A 20,226-nucleotide genomic window follows, 5' to 3' on the forward strand; every position below is an offset into this window, starting at 1 on the left:
TTCGATATTGGTTCGCGATGCTAAACAGCTATCCTGCACCCACATCGTTGACTGTGTTTGCAAAGGAATCCACAATGCGCAGCTTGGAATGGATCGTCTGTTTAGCCTTTTTGCCAACTTTGTTTTTGCCGTTTCTGCCGCAACGTTCGCGAGCACACTGGCGCTTGAGTGCAGCATTGCTGCCAGCCGTTGTGGGTTTGATTCACATCCTCTTCGAGGGTTGGCGCATCCAAATGCTGCCGCTGTATGGGCTGGCCAGCTTGGTGTTGCTCAATCAATGTCTGACGTATAGCGAACGTCGCTTACGGATTATCAGTGGCCTAAGCTTTGTTGGGCTTGTTTTAGGCATTATTGGCGCAAGTTGGCTGCTGCCAGTGCCAAGCTTGTCCGCGCCAACAGGGCCGTATGCGGTTGGCATTGTCGATCGCGAAGTGGTTGATGCAAGCCGTCAACGCCGCTTGATGGTTTCGGTTTGGTATCCTGCGGGCTATGCTGGCGAGGCTGCGCCATTCACCAAGTACCCCGATCAGCTAGCGGCTGGGCTAGCAGATATGACCGGAATTCCAGCATTTGTCTTTCAACACTTACGCTACATTAGGCTTGCTGCTAGCGAAGGTGTGCCCGTGCTAAAAACGGCTGGGCCGTTGCCAGTGCTGGTGTTTTCGCCAGGCATGGTTGGCTTGCGCGCCCAAAATAGCTCGACATTTCAAGAACTGGCAAGTTGGGGCTATCTGGTGGTCGCCATCGATCACACCGATGCAGCAGCAGTAACCGTCTTTCCCGATGGCGAAGTGCGCTTCTCCAATTTTGCTCATTTTGGCATCGATCCAGCCCAAGAAGTAACAACCGAGCAGATTAATCAGCACGTCTTACCAGTCTGGATTGCCGATCAACGCTTTGTGTTGGATACGCTTGCACAGTGGAATGCAAACGATGGCTTATTGGCTGGGCAGCTTGATCTTGCAAATATTGGCCTCTTTGGCCATTCATTTGGTGGCGCAACCGCCTTGGAAACGTGTGAAATTGATGCTCGCTGCACGGTGGTAGTCAATCTCGATGGAGGGCTGTATGGCAAAAGCGTTGAGCGCGCTGCAACCAAGCCCTTGCTGCTGCTCACGTCGCAGGAAAGCGGCAATTTAGCCACTGCGGTCACAAACTGGAACCACTTAATCAGTAATGCTCAAAATCAGGCAGTTTGGCTCGAATTGCCTAATAGCTCGCATTTGTCGTTCACCTTCGCCCAACTGCTATCGCCATTGTTGGTGCCCGATGGCTTTGAGCCACGCCAAGGCTTAGCGCTTGCAGATCGCTATGTGCGCATGTTTTTTGATGGGCATTTACGCGGCGTGAGCCACAATCAATTTGCCGATTTAGCTCAGCGCAACGAGATGCACTGGCTTGCGAAGTAAGCTGAAAACGCGGATCGGCAGCCTTGGAGTTTGCCGATCCGCCTGCAAAATCAGTGTGCTCAGCCAATAGTCAGAGCTTTAAGCCAGCTTAATAATGTTTAAACATTTTTGTGGTAGAGTATTCTACACATAGAAGCCAATACCCATACTTGCTGCTTTGCTGAAAGCGGTCTCAACGATTGATCATTGCCACCATTTTGCCGCCCAAACCAATTGTCTTGCCGCTTGAAGCCAGGCATGCTGGTGGTGTATTGTTGGTGTTGAAGGATGGTAAGGAATGAGAACGCAACATTGGCGGCTGGTTGTTGGATTAGTAGTTGTCGGATTATTGATCAGTAGCGGATTGCTGGTGGCAAAGCCAAGAGCCGTAGCAGCCTCGCGCTTGGGATTGCAGGCAACGGCGTTGGCAACAACCTATTATGTTGATCCAACGCTTGGCAATGATACAACGGGCAATGGCAGCAGCGGCCAACCTTGGCGAACCCTCGCGACCGCGATCGCGCTGGTTGCACCCAATCAAGGCCACACGATTTACCTCAATGCAGGCACGCACCTCGTGCCCAACAAATTGTATGTTCCAACGGGGGTGAATATTCAAGGTGCTGGCGTGGATCAAACCATCTTGACTGGCGCAACCTGGACTCCCACCGGCGCGACCTATGATGAAGGCATGTTAAATTTCATCTCTGCCCCAGCAGCAAATGGCAACCAGTCGATCCACGATTTAAGCATTAATGGCAACAATCGCAGCTTACACGTGGGCATTTATATGCAAGGGCGGCATAATTTCGAACTCTACAACCTGAACATTAGCGATGTCGATTTTGTTGCAATTAATATTAATGCTGATGGCAGCATTCGCTACAATCCCCAAGATGATAGTGCTGATGCGCATATTCCACCGACAACCTATGTACAGAACCTCAAATTGCATCACTTTAGCGTGATCAATGCAGGCAAACACATGGGGAGTTGGATGAGCGGAGCTGTGCAAATTGGTGGGCTTAATGGCGCTGAGATTCACGATTTCGTGATTAATAGCCCAACCAGCGATGCCTATGGCTTGAAATTTGCCAAAGGCGGTTGGTTTAAAAACACTCATATTCATCATGGCAGCATTATTGCCGACTCGAATATTACCAGTGGCACATGGCGTGGCATGGCTGCTAGTATCGAATTATGGAATTTACTCGAAGGCAATGAAATTAATAATGTACAGGTGAATACATGGACATCATTTGTTAGTTGGTATGCTAATAATCAACTTCCAGCAACAACCACGCTTGATTTTCACGATAATAGCCTGAATTTAACTGAATGGTGTACACCAGGCGTTGCCTGTAAACCGCAGAATGAATACAATTGGTATGGCAATTTAGCAATTGAAGTAGCAATGAGCAATACCAAGATTCATCATAATTATATTAAAAATCCTGGTGAAAATGGTGTTGCTGTATGGTCTGGTGCAGATGAGAATGTTGGACCTGAACGCAAAAATAATCAGATTTCGCAAAACGTTTTTGAATCAGGAACTACAACCAATCATCGGATGCTCCATGTGCAGGCATCATATATCGATGGCGTAAAATTTTATAACAACACTGGCTATGGCTCATTTGGTATTCCAATTTATATTCAACGGCGCGATAAGCCGGGCATCTATTTAAAAAATATTGAAATTCGCAATAATATTTTCCAAACTAATGAAATTGGCACATTAAATACGATTGTTGCGACTGAATGTGTTGTGGCTACTGCATGTACCAACCTCATTTTAAGCAATAACAGCTATGCAAACACAAATTGGGGCTTTTTTGTTAATTATGGGCCGCCAGTAACCAGCGTCAGCTTGAGCAACAATTGGCCGCAACCAGCAGGACTCAGCTTGGCAGGCGCAAAGCCCTATCCATTTTACGCGTTGGCCAGCAGCAGCAGTTTTGCGGTCGATCAAGGCATCAACGTTGGCCTTGCCTACACTGGTAGCGCTCCCGACCTTGGGGCCTATGAATTTAGCCCAATTGTGATTACGCCGACGGCAACTTCAACCCCAACCAATACGCCAACCCGCACGCCAACGGCAACCCCAACCCACACGCCAACCCGTACGCCAACGCCAACTGCAAGCCCAACCCCTGGCCCAACCAATCTGTTGCGTAACCCGGGGATGGAACAAGGCAGCAATTTCTGGGGATGCTGTACGTTGACGGTTGTCAATAGCCCTATCTATCAAGGCACAAATGCGCTGAAATTCAGCCAACGGGTTGCAGCCTGGAACGGCCCTGCCCAAGAACTGAACATTGCTAGTTTCCAAGCAGGCGTGACCTATCAAACCAAAGCTTGGGTGCGCAGCGCAAGTGGCACACCACAAGCTCGAATTATGCTGCAAATTGAAACCACAACTGGCAATCAATGGCTCCAACTCTCACCAAATACAACCCTATCGAACAGCACATGGACCCAATTGAGCGGCCAAGTAACCCCAACCTGGAGTGGCACATTGCAACGGGTAACCTGGTATATCGAAACCGCTGCTGGAACCGATGATTTGTATCTTGATGCAACTGAATTGATTAAACCATAAGCTTCAATTAATTAAGCACGGCCATGCTTTCGTTAGGGAAAGCATGGCCGTGTTTGGCATATTATTGGACGAAGTAATAAATTCTGTTGAACAGAATAATCTTTGAATTATACTTACGCAAAAAAAAGCGCTTGGCGCGCTTAGGCTTTGATTGTGGCATAGGGAACACACATTGGCGCGCCTGTTTCAGGATCGGGAATAATATGGGCGCGCACGCCGAAGACCTGCTCAAGGATTGTTGGGGTCAGGGTGGTCAAGGGCGAGCCATCGCTCATAATCGTGCCGCGCTGGAGCACCACCAGCCGATCAGCATAGCGCGCTGCTTGATTCAGATCGTGCAATACCACGGCAATGGTCATGCCACGCTCACGATTAAGCAGCCGAACCAGCTCTAGCACCTCTAACTGATGGCCGATGTCCAGAAACGTCGTTGGTTCATCGAGCAGCAACAAAGGCGTTGCTTGAGCTAGGGCCAAGGCAATCCAAGCGCGCTGACGCTCACCGCCAGACAGCGTATCAAGGGCGCGATGGCTGAAACGTTCCATATCGGTGAGTGCAAGCGCCTCGCGAATGGCGGCGTGATCTTGCTGGCGCAGCATACGGAGGGCACCAACGTGTGGATAGCGACCTTGCTCGACCAATTCACGCACCGTCAGGCCTTCAGGCGCGCGCGGCCCCTGCGGCAGAATCGCCAGGCGTTGGGCGATTGTTGCTGAAGCCATGCCAGTAATTGCCTTGCCATCAAGGTAGATCGCGCCTGCACTTGGCACCAGCAACCGCGCCATCGTTTTGAGCAGCGTCGATTTGCCCGAGCCATTTGGCCCGACCAATGCGGTTACAGTACCTTGCGTCAGTTGGAGCGAGAGATCGGCCACCACAGGGCGATCGCCATAATGCACATGGATCGTTTCGGCCTCAAGCACGATTGGAGCTGTGTCGCTGCTCATAAGGTAAAAATCTCCTTCAGGTTGGCCTCAGTCAAGGCATAAGGAACATTTGGCACATCGATTGCATACATGAAATTGCTCCTTGCGATGGATACAATATTGCACTGAGACAATTTATTTTTGCTGGCGCAGCAATAAATATAGAAAGAATGGTGCGCCCAGCAAGGCGGTTATCACCCCAACTGGCAGCCCAGCGCCTTCAGGAATCGGCAGATTTGTCAGGCGGCCCAGCCAATCGAGGCTGAGGGTGCGGGCCAAAATATCGGCCAGCAGCAATAGCATGCCCGAAAGCAGCACGCTCAATGGAAAGAGTCGTCGCCCATCGCTGCCAGCAAGCCGGCGCGCCATATGCGGCCCAACCAAGCCAATAAAGCCGACGTTGCCCACGACCGCAACGGCCCCTGCCGTCAGCAACGCAGCGGCAAAGAGCAACATTGCTCGTCCGCGCTCGACCCGAATGCCCAAACTGATCGCCATCTCGTCGCCAAGTTGTAGGCCATTGGCGATTCCGGCACAAGCAAGCCCAAGTGGCAGTGCCAGCAAGGCGGCAGGCCAGAGGGTGTGCCAATGCACCCAAACCCGGCCAGCGGTTGAGCCGATAGTCCAACGCAACATCCGCTGCACATTATATTCACTCGCCCACAACAGCAGCAACGATGTCATGGCGCTACACAAGCCACCAACCAAAACCCCCGTCAGAACGAGCCGCACCATGTTGGTTGTGCCACGCTGCCGACTCAGGGTATAAACCAAGCTCGCGGTGGTCAGGCCGCCGATCAACGCCAAAATTGGCAGGATCAAGCCAGAATCAGGTAGGCTTTCTGCATCGCTCACTTGGGCAGCGATTGCAATCCAGAGCGTAACCGCCAACACGCCACCAGACGAAACCCCCAGCAAGCCAGGATCGGCCAACGGATTGCGAGTAACAGCTTGAAGGATCGCTCCCGCCAAACCGAGCATCCCGCCCGCAACCAATGCGACCAGCGCACGCGGCATCCGCAGACTCCAAATTACTTGCCGATGAAGTGGATCATCTGCTTGATTGAGCAGGGCAGCCAAAATCTGACGCGGGGTCAACTCAACCGTTCCAACCACAATATGCACAATCAACAGCCCGACAATGACGACTAGGCCAATAAACAGGGCAAGTGGAAAGGTGCGGATCAGCCAAGAGCGTGGATCAGATGTTGGCAACTGATGATCACGTTGAGTAGTCGTCATGATGCGCCTTCCTCAGTCGCTTGACGAGCGGTCAGGGTGCGTCGTAGCAGCACCAATGCTAAGGGAGCGCCCATCACAACCGTAATCAGGCCAACTGGCAGCTCAGCAGGGCTAAAAATCTCGCGCGCTAATAAATCGGCAGCAGTGAGCAGGAGCGCACCAAGCATTGCGCTTAGCGGCAGCACTGGCCGCGCATCGCTTGTGCGCAGGATGCGGCGCACGATATGCGGCGCAATCAAGGCAATAAAGCTAATCGGCCCGCATGCCGACACGACCGCAGCCATCATTGCTGAACTCAATATCAGCAGGATTGTGCGGGTTCGAAAGACTGGCAACCCAAGCCCTTCGGCCAGTTCATCGCCCAACTGAAGCAGGTTAAGTGCTCGCGCAAACAGCAACGAGGCCGGAATCCCAAGCGCCAGCCATGGCAGCACCATGCGCACAGCATCCCAGTCGCGGCCAGTCAGGCTACCGATCAGAAAGCTATAGAGCACCTGAATTTCGTTGGGTTCGCCCAGCACGACGACGCAGGTGATCATGGCGCTCAGCAGCGCACTAATGGCTGCGCCGATCAAGATGGTGCGCACGGGGTCACGGGTGAGTCGGGTTGCAAGCAAGATCAGCAAACCCGCCGCCAGCCCGCCTGCTAAAGCAAGCGCCGGCAGCATCCCAAACGGCAGGCTCAAATCGAACACGATCACAATCGCCACGACAAGCGACGCACCAGACGAAACCCCGAGCAAGCCCGGCTCAGCCAGCGGATTATCAAGCGCGCTTTGCAGCAACGCCCCAACTAGCCCGAGGGCCGCGCCTGCAAGCATGCCCAGGATAAAGCGTGGTAGCCGCAAGGTCTGAATAACCAAGGTTGGGACGCGCTCGCCCTCGCCAGTCAGCAAAATCGACCATACATCAGCGGCAGGAATCGGGGTTACACCAAGCATCAGGGCCAGCATTCCAACGCCAACAAGCGCAATTCCCAAGAGGAGCGCCATCACAAGTGCCCGAATTGGTCGGGCGCTTGTACGCACTGTCTGCGCCCCATCAGGGGAGAGAGCAGTGGAGGGCATTATTGACCTGCCTTAATCGCATCCTCAGTCAGAGGCTGGGGGAAGGTCTCAGGATACAACAGCGGCATATAGGTATCGAGCAAGCGCGCAGCGCCAACCGTACCCATGCCATCCATGCTATGAATCCCTGCTGGTTGTAAAAGAAACCGTTGTTCTTTGTAGGCAGTCAGTTCTTGCCAAAGTGGATTTTTGCCGACGCTTGCCCGCAGCTCTTCGGTAGTTTTCGAATTCAAGCCATAGCTATCGACAATAATCATATCCGGATTGAGGGCAAGCAAGCCTTCAATCGAAGTTTCGACGCTCCAGCTTGATGCTTTGGCTGGATCGGGCCAAGCGCAGCTCCCAACTTCGTTCAACAGCACGCAGGTCGCCGAGTCGCCGTCGCGATAATACACTTTATCATCATAGAAAAAGATGTACATGACCGAGCGATCTTTGGGAGCAAGTCGTTTGTAGGCTGCCAAGCGATCAAGGAAGCCTTTGATTGCAGCTTCGGCCTCAGCTTCGCGCCCAAGCAAGGCAGCAAAAGCGCGAGTTTCTGCATGGCTATCTTGGTAGGAATTCATATCGTTGGTCACTGCGTAAACTGGGGCAATGCCATTCATGCTGGTTCGCAACTCTTCCCAGCCGAGAATGAGATCCGGTTTGAGCGCAGCCAACTCTTCGAGGTCAAAGCCAATTTCATCGTTGGTTTCGCGCAGCAGCACAATTTGGTTTGGTTGGCTGAAATAGCTAGCATCTTTCGCAAGCTCGGCCATTGAGGCAGGCAAGGCCTGCGGGATAACGCCCAAGGTGGCCAATACTTCGGTACAGCGCTTGTATAGACAAATAATTTTGGCTGGCGCTTGCTCAAAGCTTAGCGTGGTTCCGGTTCCATCAGTAATGCTAAACGTGCCAGCGGGCTTTGCTTCGGTAGTGGCCGTTGGGACTGCGGCAGCAGGCTCGGTGGTCGCCGTTGGCGCGGTTGTAGGCTGAGCTGCTGGCGTACCGCATGCGGTCAGAGCAAGCAACGCAATCAATCCCAAACGCGAGAATCCTCGAATATTCATCATCGTCCTTTCATGGGCTTTATGGCGCTGGAACGAACCCAGCGCAGGCATCGATAGAGATTGGAACGGCACGTAGCCAGATCATTGGCAAGTGCTTTGAGGCTGCGTTTAGTTATGGCTATGATCATGATCGTGATTATGATCATGCTGCATCCACGTCCGTAAGCGCTCGATCCGCTCGTCTTCCGACAATAACGGGCAGGTATTACAATTATTCGTGGTTGGTATTTTGTAAAACAAGCAGCAACTGCCGCGCATCCGAAACGTTTCGCAGTGATCGCCCTCGGTAAGGGTCATATAGCGGGTTGGGCTAGGGCGCATCGGCGAGCCAGCTACTTTGATCAAACTTAATGCTTCAGCACAAGCCAGTTCTTGATCACCCATCTGATGGCCAATCCAGAGGGCAATTTCTGCGCAGGTATCGGCCACCATATTCCACTGGCCACGCGGGCCTGAGCGTACTTGGGTGGATAAAAAGTTAATTATGACCTGCATATGGGTTTCAATCTGGTTGCGCAGGTGTTCGCGCAGTTCGTCAAGATTGGCGCAAACGGTCACCATTGGCTGGTTGGCGGCAGGATCATCGGGCAACGCAGCAAAGCCAGGCGTAAGCAGCGCAACTTGGATATGTGGCTCGTCGCCATGCACATCAAAGCGAATCGCCATATCCTCAATGGCAATCGAGGGCACGCGGCGGTCGCTTAGATAGCTTGCAATCGCCGAGGCCATGACATACCAAGCATACGAACCGAAGAGAAAGGTTGCCGCAGTGCGGCGCTCACGTAAACTGTAGCGAGCCATAATCTGCGTGAGCAATTCATCGAACCAAACAGGCTGCGCAGTTGGATCAAGCAAATCGCTAATCCGCAGCCAATCTGCTGTTGGCGCTGGCAGCACCACCGCCGCCAAGAGTGAATCGAGGGCGGAAACTCGTGCAATGGTTGCCGCTAAAGGCGACCAAGCCGAGTCGACGACCAGTGGCTGCGAATCTTGGGTTAGCATAGATGGCTCCTTGGCTGCCCACCAGCGGGCGCAGTAAAAAAGCTAAGCCCAGCCTCGCACCATCCATCGTTGGCACGTTGCTGGTCTTGGTTGCTTGAATAAAAAATAGAGTCTGTTTACACGGAGAAAACTGTTTTTATTCCGCGCTAGTATAGTCAGCCAAGGTTGTCTTGTCAACTAGCGCGCTTGGTTGGCGTGAGGAAACGCAATGCTAATTGGTTGAGGATATGCGCGCACAACTTAAATCGGATAATCATTGCGGTATGGTTGGACGAGATCGTTGAAATCGTCCAGCCATTTGCTGAGGACGATCCACAGTTCGTCTGCCGTGACATTCCGATACCACTCCTTATTCAATAATGAAAATTCCCCAATATCATCATTGATCTCAATTAAATGCCGTTCCACTTCGAAATAGCGAATATTAAATTCATTATTGGTTAGAGGATAGACACCAATGAATGCCTGACGGGTCGATTCAGCAGGCAATGGAATTTCTGCACAAACCATCGTACCCCCTCGAATCACCATATCGTAGATCTTGTAGGGAATATCCATGTTAAGCCTCCCTTGGATTGTGGTCTGATAGCCGCTCTAAAAAGCTGAGAACTGCTGAATTAATAATGTAATTCGGCAGTTCTTCTAGTGTATAACAATCCTTGGGATTAATTCGATTTCTTTTTCTGTTTCGCAGAATAATTCGGATTATAAACTTTATTTAATTCAGCACACTGAGGCTGGTTGCGCAGCGGTTGGCGCGGCGAGCGCTAGATCATGATCCACATGCAGCGGAAGTTGCACGCTCACGCATAGCCCACCTGCCGCGCGTGGTGACAGCGTAAGCATGCCATCGTGGGCTTGAACAATACTTTTAACAATCGCCAAGCCAAGCCCAACGCCAGCATGGCTCTTCTGGATGCGCTCGCTACCACGGCGAAACGGCTCCACCAGCGTCGCCACCACACTCGGGCTAAGCTGCTCGCCACTGTTCTCGACCTTCAGCAACACCATGTTATGCTCGACGCTAGTTGTGACCCAAATCCAGCCCCGTTCTGGCAGATTATGCACAATTGCGTTATGCACAAGGTTCATGGTCACTTGCAGCAAAAGTGGCGCTGAGCCGATGGTCGGCGCTAGCTCGCCAAATGTTTCGATGCTCAGACCGCGTTGTTCCGCCAGCGGCAATAAGGTTTCAGTCGCTTCGTCGGCAATCAACGAGAGATCAACAGGTTCAGGCGTAAACGAGCGCTGATCGGCGCGACTAAGCATCAGCAAAGCTTCAGTTAAGTTGATTGCGCGCGCATTGACCGTATGCAAGCGCTCGATCAGCTCGGTGGTAATGCGATTTGGGTCGCTGCGCGCCACATCAAGCAAGGTTTGGGTAATCGCCAAAGGTGTGCGCAATTCATGCGAGGCATTGGCGGCAAAGCGGCGCTGTTCGCCAACATGGGCTTCGAGCCGCACCAGCATTGCATCAAAACTATCGGCAAGTTCGCGAAACTCATCATTGCTGCCTTCTAAGCTAATGCGATGGGTCAGCGAACCGCTGGCAACCTTGCGGGTGGCATCAGTAATCCGCGCCAAGGGAGCCAGCATACGCCCAGCCAAAAACCAGCCGCCAACCAGGCCAAAAAGCCATAAGAATGATAAAACCGCAGAGGCGCGGGCAACAGGCTCCCGCAACATGTCGGGAACATAGCGCCCAAGCGCGGTAATCGCCGCATCAGGCACATAATAAAAGACCCCGATTGCCGCCACCATCAAAATTCCGGCAAAGATTAACAGGCCTGCATAGCTAATCGTCAGCTTGAGCCGAACGCTCAATCCATCAGGCCTAGCCACGTTCGGCCCCGTCATTTATGTCAATTCGATAACCAACTCCAGGCACCGTCGCGATCAACCATGGCTCACCCAGCCGTTTGCGCAAGCCAGAGACGGTAATCCGCACAGCGTTGGTAAACGGGTCGGCATGTTCATCCCAAGCGCGTTCCAACAACTCTTCGGCGCTCACAATTCCGCCTTCGGTTGCCACTAGCACCTCAAGCACCGCAAATTGCTTGCGGGTCAGCGCAATATAGCGGCCATCGCGATAGACCTCGCGGCGAAAAACATCGAGCCGCAAGCCAGCAAGCTCGCGCACTGGTGGCCGATTATGAGCACGCCGTCGATCAAGCGCACGCAGCCGCAACACCAATTCTTGCAGCGCAAATGGCTTGGTCAAGTAATCGTCAGCGCCAAGTTCAAACCCAGAAGCCTTGTCATCAAGCCGATCGGCAGCAGTCAACATCAGAATCGGCATGCCACTGCCAGAGGCAACAATTAATTTGGCAATTTCATCGCCAGAAGGGCCAGGAATATCGCGGTCAAGCACCACAATATCGTAGGGATTGAGATCTAATAACTCCAGCGCTGTATCGCCATCGCCGGCAATATCGGCGGCAATGGCGGCCAAACGCAGGCCATCACGAATTGCCTCGGCTAAATAAGGTTCATCTTCAACAATTAAGACCCGCATGGGCAAATGCTCCTGTTGGTTAATAGCGCACAGTATAGCAGCCCAAGCATATCAGCAGCATATTGAAAATTGGATACGTTCTGGCAACATCAACCGCGCTACCCTAGCGCCATGATGTATCACAAACCAACCCAAAATTCAACTCGTCGGATTCTCTGGTTGCTCGTAGCCGGATTGCTCAGCGTCGCAGCGTTTGGCGCATTCCGCAGCTTCCAACTTCGTATGCCAGGGTTCGACCAAACCGCGATTCTGATCGACGACCTACCGACCGAAACCGCCCAATCGCAACTGCCATCGCCGCAGCCAGCTGCTGCAACCGCAGTGCCAGCAACCGCCACGCCGCAGCTTGAAGCAACCAGCGAGCCAACTCCGATCAGCGAAATGGCCGCACCGCCCAACGATCCGCCGCAGTTTGCCCAAAATGGCGAAATTGGGATTGCTGATGGCATAGTGCCAGAGGGCACAACCGTGTTCGATAGCGATCTGCCAGCAATCGCCAACCTTGACCCAACCCTGTTGAATGCGCTGCGCCAAGCAGCCAACGACGCTGCCGAAAATGATGTTGTGTTCAATGTAACCAGTGGCTGGCGTTCTCCAGCCTATCAGAATCAACTGTTACAAGAGGCAATCATTAACTATGGTTCTGAGGCCGAGGCTGCCCGTTGGGTTGCTAGCCCAGCAACATCGACCCATGTTGCTGGCTTGGCGGTCGATATTGGCCCCTACAAAGCCCTCGATTGGCTGATTCAACATGGTGATAATTTTGGATTATGTCAAATCTATGGAAACGAAGTTTGGCACTACGAATATCGTGCAGAAGCAATTGAAGCGGGCTGCCCAGAAATGTATCTCGACCCAACCCACGATCCACGAATGCAGCCATGATCTGAACCAACCAGCATGTTTGGAGGAGAAATCGTGGAAATTCTCACGGTAAACCAGAGCAGAAGCCAATCGCAGTCAAGCACTGCAAAATCTTATGACAAGTTTATTTTTCTATGGGTTTCTCAGTTTAATTACCCTGATTGGCTTAATCAACATGCTCAACACCCTTGATACCAGCATCAAACTGTGGCGACGCGAAATTGCCATGCTCCGATTAGTTGGGCTAACCCAAGCAGGATTTGCCGACATGCTACGTTACGAAAGTTTGTTTTATGGCCTAACTGCGCTGCTGTATGGGCTGTCGCTGGCAATTGCGCTTAGTGGTTTTCTCTGTTATCAATTTGGCAACGACAACATTATCGAAACAATCAAAACTGAATACAGCTAGATTAAACCCAACAGGCTTGTGGCAAACATTCCACAAGCCTGTACATTCGAGCGATTAAGCAGCAGTTTAGACCTCGACCCGGGTGCCAATCTCGATGGTTGACGTTGGCGGCAGGCTGAAGAAATCGGCGGCGCTAGTTGAGTTTTGCAACATCACTGCATACAACCGTTCGCGCCAAAGCGCCATGCCAGGCAATTGCTTGGTTGCAATCACCTTCGTCCGATTGACAAAATAGGTGGTTTGCTCGGGATCGAATGGAAGCCCAGGGATGACCGCCTTGGCCAAAGCATTCGGCACATCGGGATCTTCCATAAAGCCAAAGAAAATCGTCAAGGTGCGGAACCCATGGCTGGCCTCGCCCACCAAAAAGCGCTCGTGCTCTTCAACGTGCGGCACTTGGCGATATTCAACCGTCACCAAGAGAATATGTTGGTGCAGCACCCCGTTGTGGCGCATGTTGGCCAACAACGCTTCAGGTGCACCATCACGCCGCGCACTGAGGAAAATCGCGGTTCCTGGCACGCGCACCGGCGGATCGTGGGCAATACGGTTGGTCAACTCAGAAAGCAATTGATCGCTACTGGCGCGTTCGGAGACCAGATGCTGACCACGCTTCCAAGTCGTCATGATCGTAAATAAGACCACTGCAACCACCAAGGGGAACCAGCCACCATGGGGAATTTTGACCGCATTGGCAATCAAAAAGCCCATATCAATCACCAAAAAGAAGCCAGTCAGCGAGCCAGCCTTCAAGGCACTCCAACCCCAGTGTTCGCGGGCTACCACATAGAAAATAATCGAGGTAATTGCCATCGTCGAAGTAACTGCAATTCCATAGGCAGCAGCCAAATTCGATGAAGTTTGGAAGGCAATCACGACCAGAATACAAGCAACCATCAATAGCCAGTTAACCACTGGAATATAGATTTGGCCATATTCGGTGCGCGAGGTGTGCAAGGTGCGGGTTCGCGGCAAAAAGCCCAATTGGCTGGCTTGCATCGTAATCGAAAACGCCCCCGAGATCAGCGCCTGCGAGGCAATCACGGTTGCCAGCGTGGCCAGAATAACCAACGGGTACAAGGCCCATGAGGGAGCCATGCGAAAAAACGAATTTTCGACCGCTTCTGGCTCGCGAATCAGCAGTGCAGCTTGGCCCATATAGTTGAGCAACAAGGCTGGCAGCACCACCACATACCAAGCGATGCGAATTGGTCGCCGCCCAAAATGGCCCATGTCAGCGTAGAGCGCTTCGCCGCCGGTTACCACCAAGAACACACTGCCCAGCACCAGAAAGCCCTTCCAGCCGTTATTCTGAAAAAACTCCCAGCCATAGAGCGGGTTAATCGCCCGAATTACGCCTGGCTCGTGAATAATATTGACGATCCCAAGCACAGCCAGCACCGTAAACCACAGCAAGGTAATTGGCCCAAACAGCTTGCCAACGAGAGCTGTGCCAAAACGCTGAATCAAAAACAACCCAATCAAGATCAGAATAGTCAGCGGAATAATATAAGGTTGAAAGAAGTCTGTCGCGACATTCAAGCCCTCAATCGAACTGAGCACCGAGATCGCTGGGGTAATAATGCCGTCGCCATAGAGCAGCGCCGCGCCAAAAACCCCCAACAACACCACCCATTTTTTACCCGTTGTACCAATCTGCTTAATTGGCGTTGCCAACGCGGTGAGCGCCAAAATGCCGCCCTCACCGCGGTTATCGGCCTTGACGATAAAGATCAAATACTTAATCGTAACAACCGTAACCAAGGCCCAGAAAATCAGCGATACCACCCCAAGGATATTGGCTGGGGTCAGGGCGAGGCCATGGCCAGCGTGGAAGCTTTCGCGCATTGCATACAGTGGTGAGGTACCAATATCGCCGTAGACGATGCCCAGCGCCGACAAGGAAAGCAGCGCGAGATAACGCCCGGTCGGCGCTGGACGGTGATGCGAGCCATGGTCATGAGTATGATCGTCATGCTGGTTGGCTGCCTGATCAATTGGTTGCTTTGCCTCGTGTGCCATAGATGGTTAACCGCCTTTAAACTGCGACATTCGTTCAATCGCATAGCATAGCATATGCCACTATTAAAAAGCAGGTGCTGCTAGGCACAAGCCACCTGCTGAGCGTCTTTATTGCACAATTGCACTGCGGGTCATTTGCTGCAAAAGAGCTTCATTCGCTGCATAACCAGATTCGGGCACAAAGCCAACGATCACGCCCAAACTACCACCAGGGCCGGGCTTGACCGTGACAAATGCCTGCATTTTTGCTTCTTGCCCACGTACAAGCCGCACAAATTTCACGGTTCCTTCAGAGGCATTGATCACATATTCGCGTTGGGTATTCGGCGCAGCCAAGAGATTAAGCGTTTCCTCAATCGCCGATTGAATGCCAGCGGCATCATTGCTTTTGCCAATGACCTTGCGGGCCAAGATCCCTTGCTCACCATCAGTTGCGGTTGAGAAAAAGACTGCCAGATCGTCACCAATCGTATATTCAGTCCAAGCCTGTGGATGCGAGACACTCATATTGGTGTTGCTATTGCGGGTCAAAATCACGCTGCTTGGGTCGATTGGCGCGGTTGGCAGGTCAACTGGGCCAGCAGGCACAGCCGTTGCATCGCTCACAACTGGCGGCGGTGCGCTTGGCTCAGTCACCGTCGTGCCCACAACCCAGCCGTTAGTTCCAAGCTCGGCAGCGGGCAAATCGGTGTTAGCGCGCTCAGCGAGCCGAACATTCCACCAAAGGACTCCATTAACCTCGCGTGATTCGATATATTGCAGGCTATCGTTGGGGTTAATATTCCCCTTCGAGCTTGAGCGTTCATCTGGCTCAAAACGTAAGGGCGTTGTGGCCAACGAACGACCAAGCGGCAAATTGGGGGTTGCGGTTGGAATTGCCGCTTGGGTTGCTTGGAGCGCACGTTGGGTTGCCCGGGCAAACATTGTTGGCGCAACCGCTGTGGCCGTTGCATTATTGGCGGCATTTTGCTCATCAAGGCTCTGATTCAGCAGCCAAACCCCATAGCCTAAGCCACCAGCAATCCCAAGCACTAATAAGGTTTGCAGCAAAACACCGAGTGGGCCTTGTTGACGCGGCCCTTTAGCCGAAAAGTTCGCATCCCAATCATTGGGGTCAATTTTACTTGGCACTGGTCGCCTCCCATGTGAACAATTGCACGCGCAACAGTATACGTTAAAAGTGCAATTTTGGGATAGCAACCTGCGCTTAAATGGCTAACCTATTATGACAAGTAATCGACATTATTGCCCACTTACAGCCCAAATATAAATATTGATCTCTAGCGCAATGCGCCCCACGCATTCAATCGATCGCTTGGCGGGCAAACTGGTCGAGCATCTGCCTGAGGTTTGGCGTTAGAGCAACGGGGAGGCGGTAGAACACATGCTCCTTACGGCCCCCAATCTTATTGAGCGTCACATTCATTGTCGCATCTGCATAAAAGAGGAAACTGATACTCGCCTGCTCCATGCGTAAATTATGCCGCCGTGATCGTGACAGGACTAAGGTGACTAAGGATTGGCCTGCCCGAAAAAGTCGATCATAGCCTGCATCTCGCAATATTCCGACGAAGCGATGCCCAATCGGCGCCATCGGCCAATTGAAGTTGGTGTAAAACACAGCCATGCGATCCCAGCTCACGATAAACTCGCCTTCAATCCCTTGCCCACCTTCATAGTAATGTGCCAGTTTCCCAACTGAAAGCCATGGAAATTCTTGTTCTAGGGCGCTCGGTGCCGCCGAATCGATCAGCCAGCGCCGTAGCATTACAGCAAGATCAGCACTCTGGGTCACCGGAAATTGAAAGAGTGGGCAGTCATCCCAGAGAAAATGTGCATCGGGCAGTTCATTGTGGCCATAAAATTTGATGCGACAACTCCGCGTGGGATTTTGTGCGACCAAATCATACGCTCGCTTACTAAAGGGTTGGAGCTCATGCCTGAGCATTGCGCTTAGGGCGTGATCATGCTCAATAAGCTTAGCTTCAAGATCACCGAGGGCACGAATCTCCCGATCAATAAATTCGCCACGGGTATATAATTCAGCGCGATCAGCACCATGCAACCATGCAGCAATTGGCAAATACAGATCGCTGGCGTGCGCTGTCCAGCCATCGGCAACACTGGTATCGGCGTTCTGGAATCCGATCCAATAGGGCATCGCCTCCCTTGGATAAACGCTAATCTTACATGCGCGCTTTGCTGCTTGGATAGTACATGACCAGTTCACACCCTTTCCTTGGAGTGAGACGCTCACATGGGGATCATCTTCAGCAAATCGTGTTGTTAACTCAGCATAGATATTTTGCGTAAGAAGTTCGTATTCATTAACACCAGCCATTGCCCCACCTCCAAATCAATGCAACATCCTTGACGCTAGTATAGCCTACTGATGGTGAGGTTTAAGTAACTGCTTGAGGCTTTGGCATCACAACGTGTCAGCAGCTGCGCATTTATGTATAGTATTTATTCTGTTCTACAGAATTATTTGTATAGTTATAAATTAGTGTTTGCTCGCACAACCCACATAATTCGGATGATGCTCCAGCCCAAAGCAAGACCGCCACTCGCCAACAGAATTGCCGTCAAATCGGGAATTTGGTAGCCGACCTCGGTCAAATTAACGACCGCTGGCAAGCCAAGGAGCATCAATCCGGCCCAAAGCAGATTGCCCGCGAGTGGCAGACCAATGCGCCACCAGCTACGCCGCATTGCTGGCTGGGTGCGCCGCCGAATTCGGCTAGCCCGAACAATGCCTGCGAGCTGGACAACGATCAGCAAGCCAAAGCCAGCATAAATCAACCAAAACATGCTTGAACTTGGTGGATCAACGAGGGTTTCGCCAAGCAATATGCTCACAACGCCATCGGCAAGCGCATCTTGGCGAAGGTCGCCAGCAAGCAAGCGCACCGTATATTGCGAATTTTGCAGCACCACCACGCCCCAAGCTTGTTCCGGCACAAGCACCATGCGCGCAAAATAATTGTAGGTCTGGCCACTATGGCTGAGCAGGGTTCGACCATTGGTTTGGCTCACGCCCCAGCCCATGGCATACCAACCGCCAGCCCGTTCAACCGCTGGTTGATGCAGGGTTGCCATGCCCGCAGGCGAGAGAATTGCCGCGTTGCCAAGCCGCCCTTGATTGAGCTGCGCAATCAGATAGCGCCCCATATCGTTGACACTCGCATACAAACCACCATTGCCCGGGCCGCTGCGATAGGCTGGCTCGGCTGCGGCGACTGGTTGGCCAAACCAATAGCGATAGCCAGTTGCTGGCTGCGCTTGCCGTGCGGCATCGATCGAGCCAAAACTCTGGCTCATGCCCAACGGCTCAAACACATGCGTGGTCAGATATGCTTCATAGCTTTGGCCTGTCACCTGTTGAATAATCATGGCGAGCAGCATATAGCCTGCATTGCTATAGCTATAACTACCAAGCGCAACCTCAAGCGGCATTGCGTTAAGTTCGCGCAAACGCTGTTCTAAACGCAGAGGGTTGGTCGCATCCTCAGCCTTGCCAGATGATTCCAAATCACGTGGCAGTCCGCTAGTATGCGTTACCAAATGACGCAGCGTAATTGATGCAGAAGCAACGGGATCGGCTACTTGAAACCATGGCAAGTAGCGCTGGACTGGCGCATCAAGCTCCAGTGTGCCATCCTCGACAAGCTGCATAATCGCGATTGCGGTAAACGATTTTGTCAACGAGCCAATACTAAACAGCATCTGAGGAGTGACGACAACGCCTTGAGGATTGGCAATGCCATAGCCTTTGGCCACAACAATCTGATCGCCATGGACAATCGCCAAGGCCAAGCCTGGAATGCGCAAATCATCCATCTGACGATTAATATAGGCATCGATGCCGCTGAGCGTTTGCTCATCAATGCTTTGGGCAGCAACCGCCCGCTGGCTCAGCGCCAAAAGCATGCCGATTAATGCCAACAAACACAGCCAACGATAATAACGAACATTTGCGCCGCGCCCAGCCCACATCGAATGCTTTGATGAAGAAGATTTGGCAATCACGTGCTGCTCCTTGGATGACAAACAATCGCCCATCGCCTGAGACGGTGCCACCAAAGCCAAAGTTGCAGCAATATGACAGCAGCAAATTCCTCGCGTAGAATGAATTGACCTGTTGGATAGATCGTTGGAGAACTGCCATGAACCGAACCGACCGTTTGCTCGCAATTGTGCTGGAGTTGCAGGCGCACGGGCGACGGCGCGCCGAGGATTTAGCCAAAACCTTCGAGATCAGCAAGCGCACGATTTATCGTGATATTCAGGCGCTCTGTGAAGCTGGCGTGCCTGTGGTGGCCGCAGCAGGCCAAGGCTATTCGCTGGTTGAAGGCTATTTTCTGCCACCGCTGCGTTTTAGCCCCGATGAGGCAATGATGTTGCTCTTGGGAGCCGACCTGATGGCCGCAAGCTTCGATGCTGAGTATCGCCAAGCGGCTCATGCCGCCGCACGCAAAATCGCTGGCGCACTGCCAGAGCAACAACGCGCCGAGGTCAAATCGCTCAGGGCCACGATTCGATTTGTGCCAGGTGGTGCAGCCAACCAGCACGAAACCAGCCTCTTGCCCCAACTCCGACGCGCAATCGTGGCCAAACAACGAATACGCATGACTTATCAAGCCCGCCACGGAGCTGCTGCACTTGAGCGCGAAGTCAATCCATATGGCTTAATTCACACGGGTAAAAGTTGGTACATCATTGGGTTTTGCTTGTTACGTCAAGCTATTCGTGCCTTTCGGATTGAGCGCATAGCCGAGTTACGCGTTATGAGCAACAGCTTTGAACGGCCTAGCAACTTTAGCCTCGACGAGGATCAACGCAATGATCGCACGTTGCGCATCAGAGTGTTGTTTGACCCTGAAAGTGCGGCTTGGGTGCGCGAGGAACCGTCGTTTTATGCGGTGGCTCACGAGCCATGTGACGCTGGATTGCTCGTAACATTGCTTGCCCGCAACGAACATGATGTTACCCAATGGCTGCTCAGTTGGGGTGCGCATGTCCAAATCTTGGAGCCAGATTCGCTGCGCCAGCGGCTTGCCATCGAAGTTGAACGAATGTTGGAAAATTACCAAAATACTAAATTGCTACTGACATAGGGTTGTCACTCAGCCGAGTTATG

At 52.4% G+C, this 20,226-nt stretch carries 17 protein-coding genes; 5 read left to right on the top strand and 12 right to left on the bottom strand.

Annotated elements, in window-relative coordinates:
* The first annotated feature begins 74 nt into the window (after positions 1 to 74).
* Both ACFMKP_RS22945 and ACFMKP_RS22950 read left to right on the top strand, forming a co-directional pair.
* Positions 75 to 1,409 carry an alpha/beta hydrolase family protein gene (locus tag ACFMKP_RS22945; protein WP_382295646.1) on the top strand — a complete coding sequence of 445 codons (1,335 nt, stop codon included), beginning with the start codon at positions 75 to 77 and terminating at the stop codon, positions 1,407 to 1,409.
* A 277-nt stretch (positions 1,410 to 1,686) separates the two neighbouring features.
* Positions 1,687 to 3,990: a carbohydrate binding domain-containing protein gene (locus ACFMKP_RS22950; RefSeq protein ID WP_382295649.1), complete on the top strand. Its 2,304-nt coding sequence runs from the start codon at positions 1,687 to 1,689 to the stop codon at positions 3,988 to 3,990.
* Positions 3,991 to 4,130: 140 nt separating this feature from the next.
* Here the strand turns inward: ACFMKP_RS22950 and ACFMKP_RS22955 are convergent, their stop codons facing one another.
* The 8 genes from ACFMKP_RS22955 to ACFMKP_RS22990 all read right to left on the bottom strand — a co-directional run bounded on the left by ACFMKP_RS22955 (position 4,131) and on the right by ACFMKP_RS22990 (position 11,791).
* Positions 4,131 to 4,937, bottom strand: a complete 807-nt coding sequence (locus ACFMKP_RS22955) for an ABC transporter ATP-binding protein (RefSeq protein WP_382295652.1) — start codon at positions 4,935 to 4,937, stop codon at positions 4,131 to 4,133.
* Positions 4,938 to 5,051: 114 nt separating this feature from the next.
* On the bottom strand, positions 5,052 to 6,158 hold the full coding sequence (locus tag ACFMKP_RS22960; protein WP_382295654.1) for a FecCD family ABC transporter permease: 1,107 nt from the start codon (positions 6,156 to 6,158) through the stop codon (positions 5,052 to 5,054).
* Positions 6,155 to 7,186 (bottom strand): FecCD family ABC transporter permease, encoded by a 1,032-nt coding sequence (locus ACFMKP_RS22965; protein WP_382295657.1) that lies wholly within the window; start codon positions 7,184 to 7,186, stop codon positions 6,155 to 6,157. The genes ACFMKP_RS22960 and ACFMKP_RS22965 overlap by 4 nt, the downstream gene beginning before the upstream one ends.
* A 38-nt stretch (positions 7,187 to 7,224) precedes the next feature.
* Complete coding sequence (locus ACFMKP_RS22970) at positions 7,225 to 8,250, bottom strand: ABC transporter substrate-binding protein (protein WP_382295660.1); 1,026 nt, start codon at positions 8,248 to 8,250, stop codon at positions 7,225 to 7,227.
* 132 nt (positions 8,251 to 8,382) lie between these two features.
* Positions 8,383 to 9,276 (bottom strand): (2Fe-2S)-binding protein, encoded by an 894-nt coding sequence (locus tag ACFMKP_RS22975; protein ID WP_382295662.1) that lies wholly within the window; start codon positions 9,274 to 9,276, stop codon positions 8,383 to 8,385.
* A 240-nt stretch (positions 9,277 to 9,516) separates the two neighbouring features.
* Entirely contained in the window at positions 9,517 to 9,834 is a 318-nt protein-coding gene (locus ACFMKP_RS22980) for a hypothetical protein (protein WP_382295665.1), read from the bottom strand.
* 165 nt (positions 9,835 to 9,999) lie between these two features.
* A complete protein-coding gene (locus tag ACFMKP_RS22985) occupies positions 10,000 to 11,118 on the bottom strand; it encodes a sensor histidine kinase (RefSeq protein ID WP_382295668.1) in 1,119 nt (372 codons plus the stop codon).
* Positions 11,111 to 11,791, bottom strand: coding sequence for a response regulator transcription factor (locus ACFMKP_RS22990; RefSeq protein ID WP_382295671.1), 681 nt, complete (start codon positions 11,789 to 11,791; stop codon positions 11,111 to 11,113). Before ACFMKP_RS22990 ends, ACFMKP_RS22985 begins: the two co-directional genes overlap by 8 nt.
* Positions 11,792 to 11,860: 69 nt before the next feature.
* Here ACFMKP_RS22990 and ACFMKP_RS22995 point away from each other — a divergent pair, with 69 nt between their 5' ends.
* On the top strand, positions 11,861 to 12,676 hold the full coding sequence (locus tag ACFMKP_RS22995) for a M15 family metallopeptidase (protein ID WP_382295674.1): 816 nt from the start codon (positions 11,861 to 11,863) through the stop codon (positions 12,674 to 12,676).
* 94 nt (positions 12,677 to 12,770) lie between these two features.
* Positions 12,771 to 13,064 (top strand): FtsX-like permease family protein, encoded by a 294-nt coding sequence (locus tag ACFMKP_RS23000; RefSeq protein WP_382295677.1) that lies wholly within the window; start codon positions 12,771 to 12,773, stop codon positions 13,062 to 13,064.
* Between the two features lie 66 nt (positions 13,065 to 13,130).
* Here ACFMKP_RS23000 and ACFMKP_RS23005 read toward each other — a convergent pair whose 3' ends face one another.
* The 4 genes from ACFMKP_RS23005 to ACFMKP_RS23020 all read right to left on the bottom strand — a co-directional run bounded on the left by ACFMKP_RS23005 (position 13,131) and on the right by ACFMKP_RS23020 (position 19,115).
* Positions 13,131 to 15,086, bottom strand: a complete 1,956-nt coding sequence (locus ACFMKP_RS23005; protein WP_382295680.1) for a potassium transporter Kup — start codon at positions 15,084 to 15,086, stop codon at positions 13,131 to 13,133.
* A gap of 108 nt (positions 15,087 to 15,194) precedes the next feature.
* Positions 15,195 to 16,217 carry a hypothetical protein gene (locus tag ACFMKP_RS23010; protein WP_382295683.1) on the bottom strand — a complete coding sequence of 341 codons (1,023 nt, stop codon included), beginning with the start codon at positions 16,215 to 16,217 and terminating at the stop codon, positions 15,195 to 15,197.
* 172 nt (positions 16,218 to 16,389) lie between these two features.
* Entirely contained in the window at positions 16,390 to 17,427 is a 1,038-nt protein-coding gene (locus ACFMKP_RS23015; protein WP_382295686.1) for a hypothetical protein, read from the bottom strand.
* A gap of 155 nt (positions 17,428 to 17,582) precedes the next feature.
* Entirely contained in the window at positions 17,583 to 19,115 is a 1,533-nt protein-coding gene (locus ACFMKP_RS23020; protein WP_382295689.1) for a serine hydrolase domain-containing protein, read from the bottom strand.
* Between the two features lie 137 nt (positions 19,116 to 19,252).
* On the opposite strand from ACFMKP_RS23020, the gene ACFMKP_RS23025 reads away from it, so the two are divergent.
* Entirely contained in the window at positions 19,253 to 20,203 is a 951-nt protein-coding gene (locus tag ACFMKP_RS23025; protein ID WP_382295692.1) for a helix-turn-helix transcriptional regulator, read from the top strand.
* Positions 20,204 to 20,226 lie beyond the last annotated feature (23 nt).

The sequence above is a fragment of the Herpetosiphon sp. NSE202 genome (genome assembly GCF_042688385.1).
Classification (GTDB): domain Bacteria; phylum Chloroflexota; class Chloroflexia; order Chloroflexales; family Herpetosiphonaceae; genus Herpetosiphon.

Coding starts and splice junctions, on each gene's coding strand:
- ACFMKP_RS22945 (WP_382295646.1), top strand. CDS start 75: ATGCGCAGCTTGGAATGGATCGTCTGTTTAGCCTTTTTGCCAACTTTG.
- ACFMKP_RS22950 (WP_382295649.1), top strand. CDS start 1,687: ATGAGAACGCAACATTGGCGGCTGGTTGTTGGATTAGTAGTTGTCGGA.
- ACFMKP_RS22955 (WP_382295652.1), bottom strand. CDS start 4,937: ATGAGCAGCGACACAGCTCCAATCGTGCTTGAGGCCGAAACGATCCAT.
- ACFMKP_RS22960 (WP_382295654.1), bottom strand. CDS start 6,158: ATGACGACTACTCAACGTGATCATCAGTTGCCAACATCTGATCCACGC.
- ACFMKP_RS22975 (WP_382295662.1), bottom strand. CDS start 9,276: ATGCTAACCCAAGATTCGCAGCCACTGGTCGTCGACTCGGCTTGGTCG.
- ACFMKP_RS22980 (WP_382295665.1), bottom strand. CDS start 9,834: ATGGATATTCCCTACAAGATCTACGATATGGTGATTCGAGGGGGTACG.
- ACFMKP_RS22990 (WP_382295671.1), bottom strand. CDS start 11,791: ATGCGGGTCTTAATTGTTGAAGATGAACCTTATTTAGCCGAGGCAATT.
- ACFMKP_RS23000 (WP_382295677.1), top strand. CDS start 12,771: ATGACAAGTTTATTTTTCTATGGGTTTCTCAGTTTAATTACCCTGATT.
- ACFMKP_RS23005 (WP_382295680.1), bottom strand. CDS start 15,086: ATGGCACACGAGGCAAAGCAACCAATTGATCAGGCAGCCAACCAGCAT.
- ACFMKP_RS23015 (WP_382295686.1), bottom strand. CDS start 17,427: ATGGCTGGTGTTAATGAATACGAACTTCTTACGCAAAATATCTATGCT.
- ACFMKP_RS23025 (WP_382295692.1), top strand. CDS start 19,253: ATGAACCGAACCGACCGTTTGCTCGCAATTGTGCTGGAGTTGCAGGCG.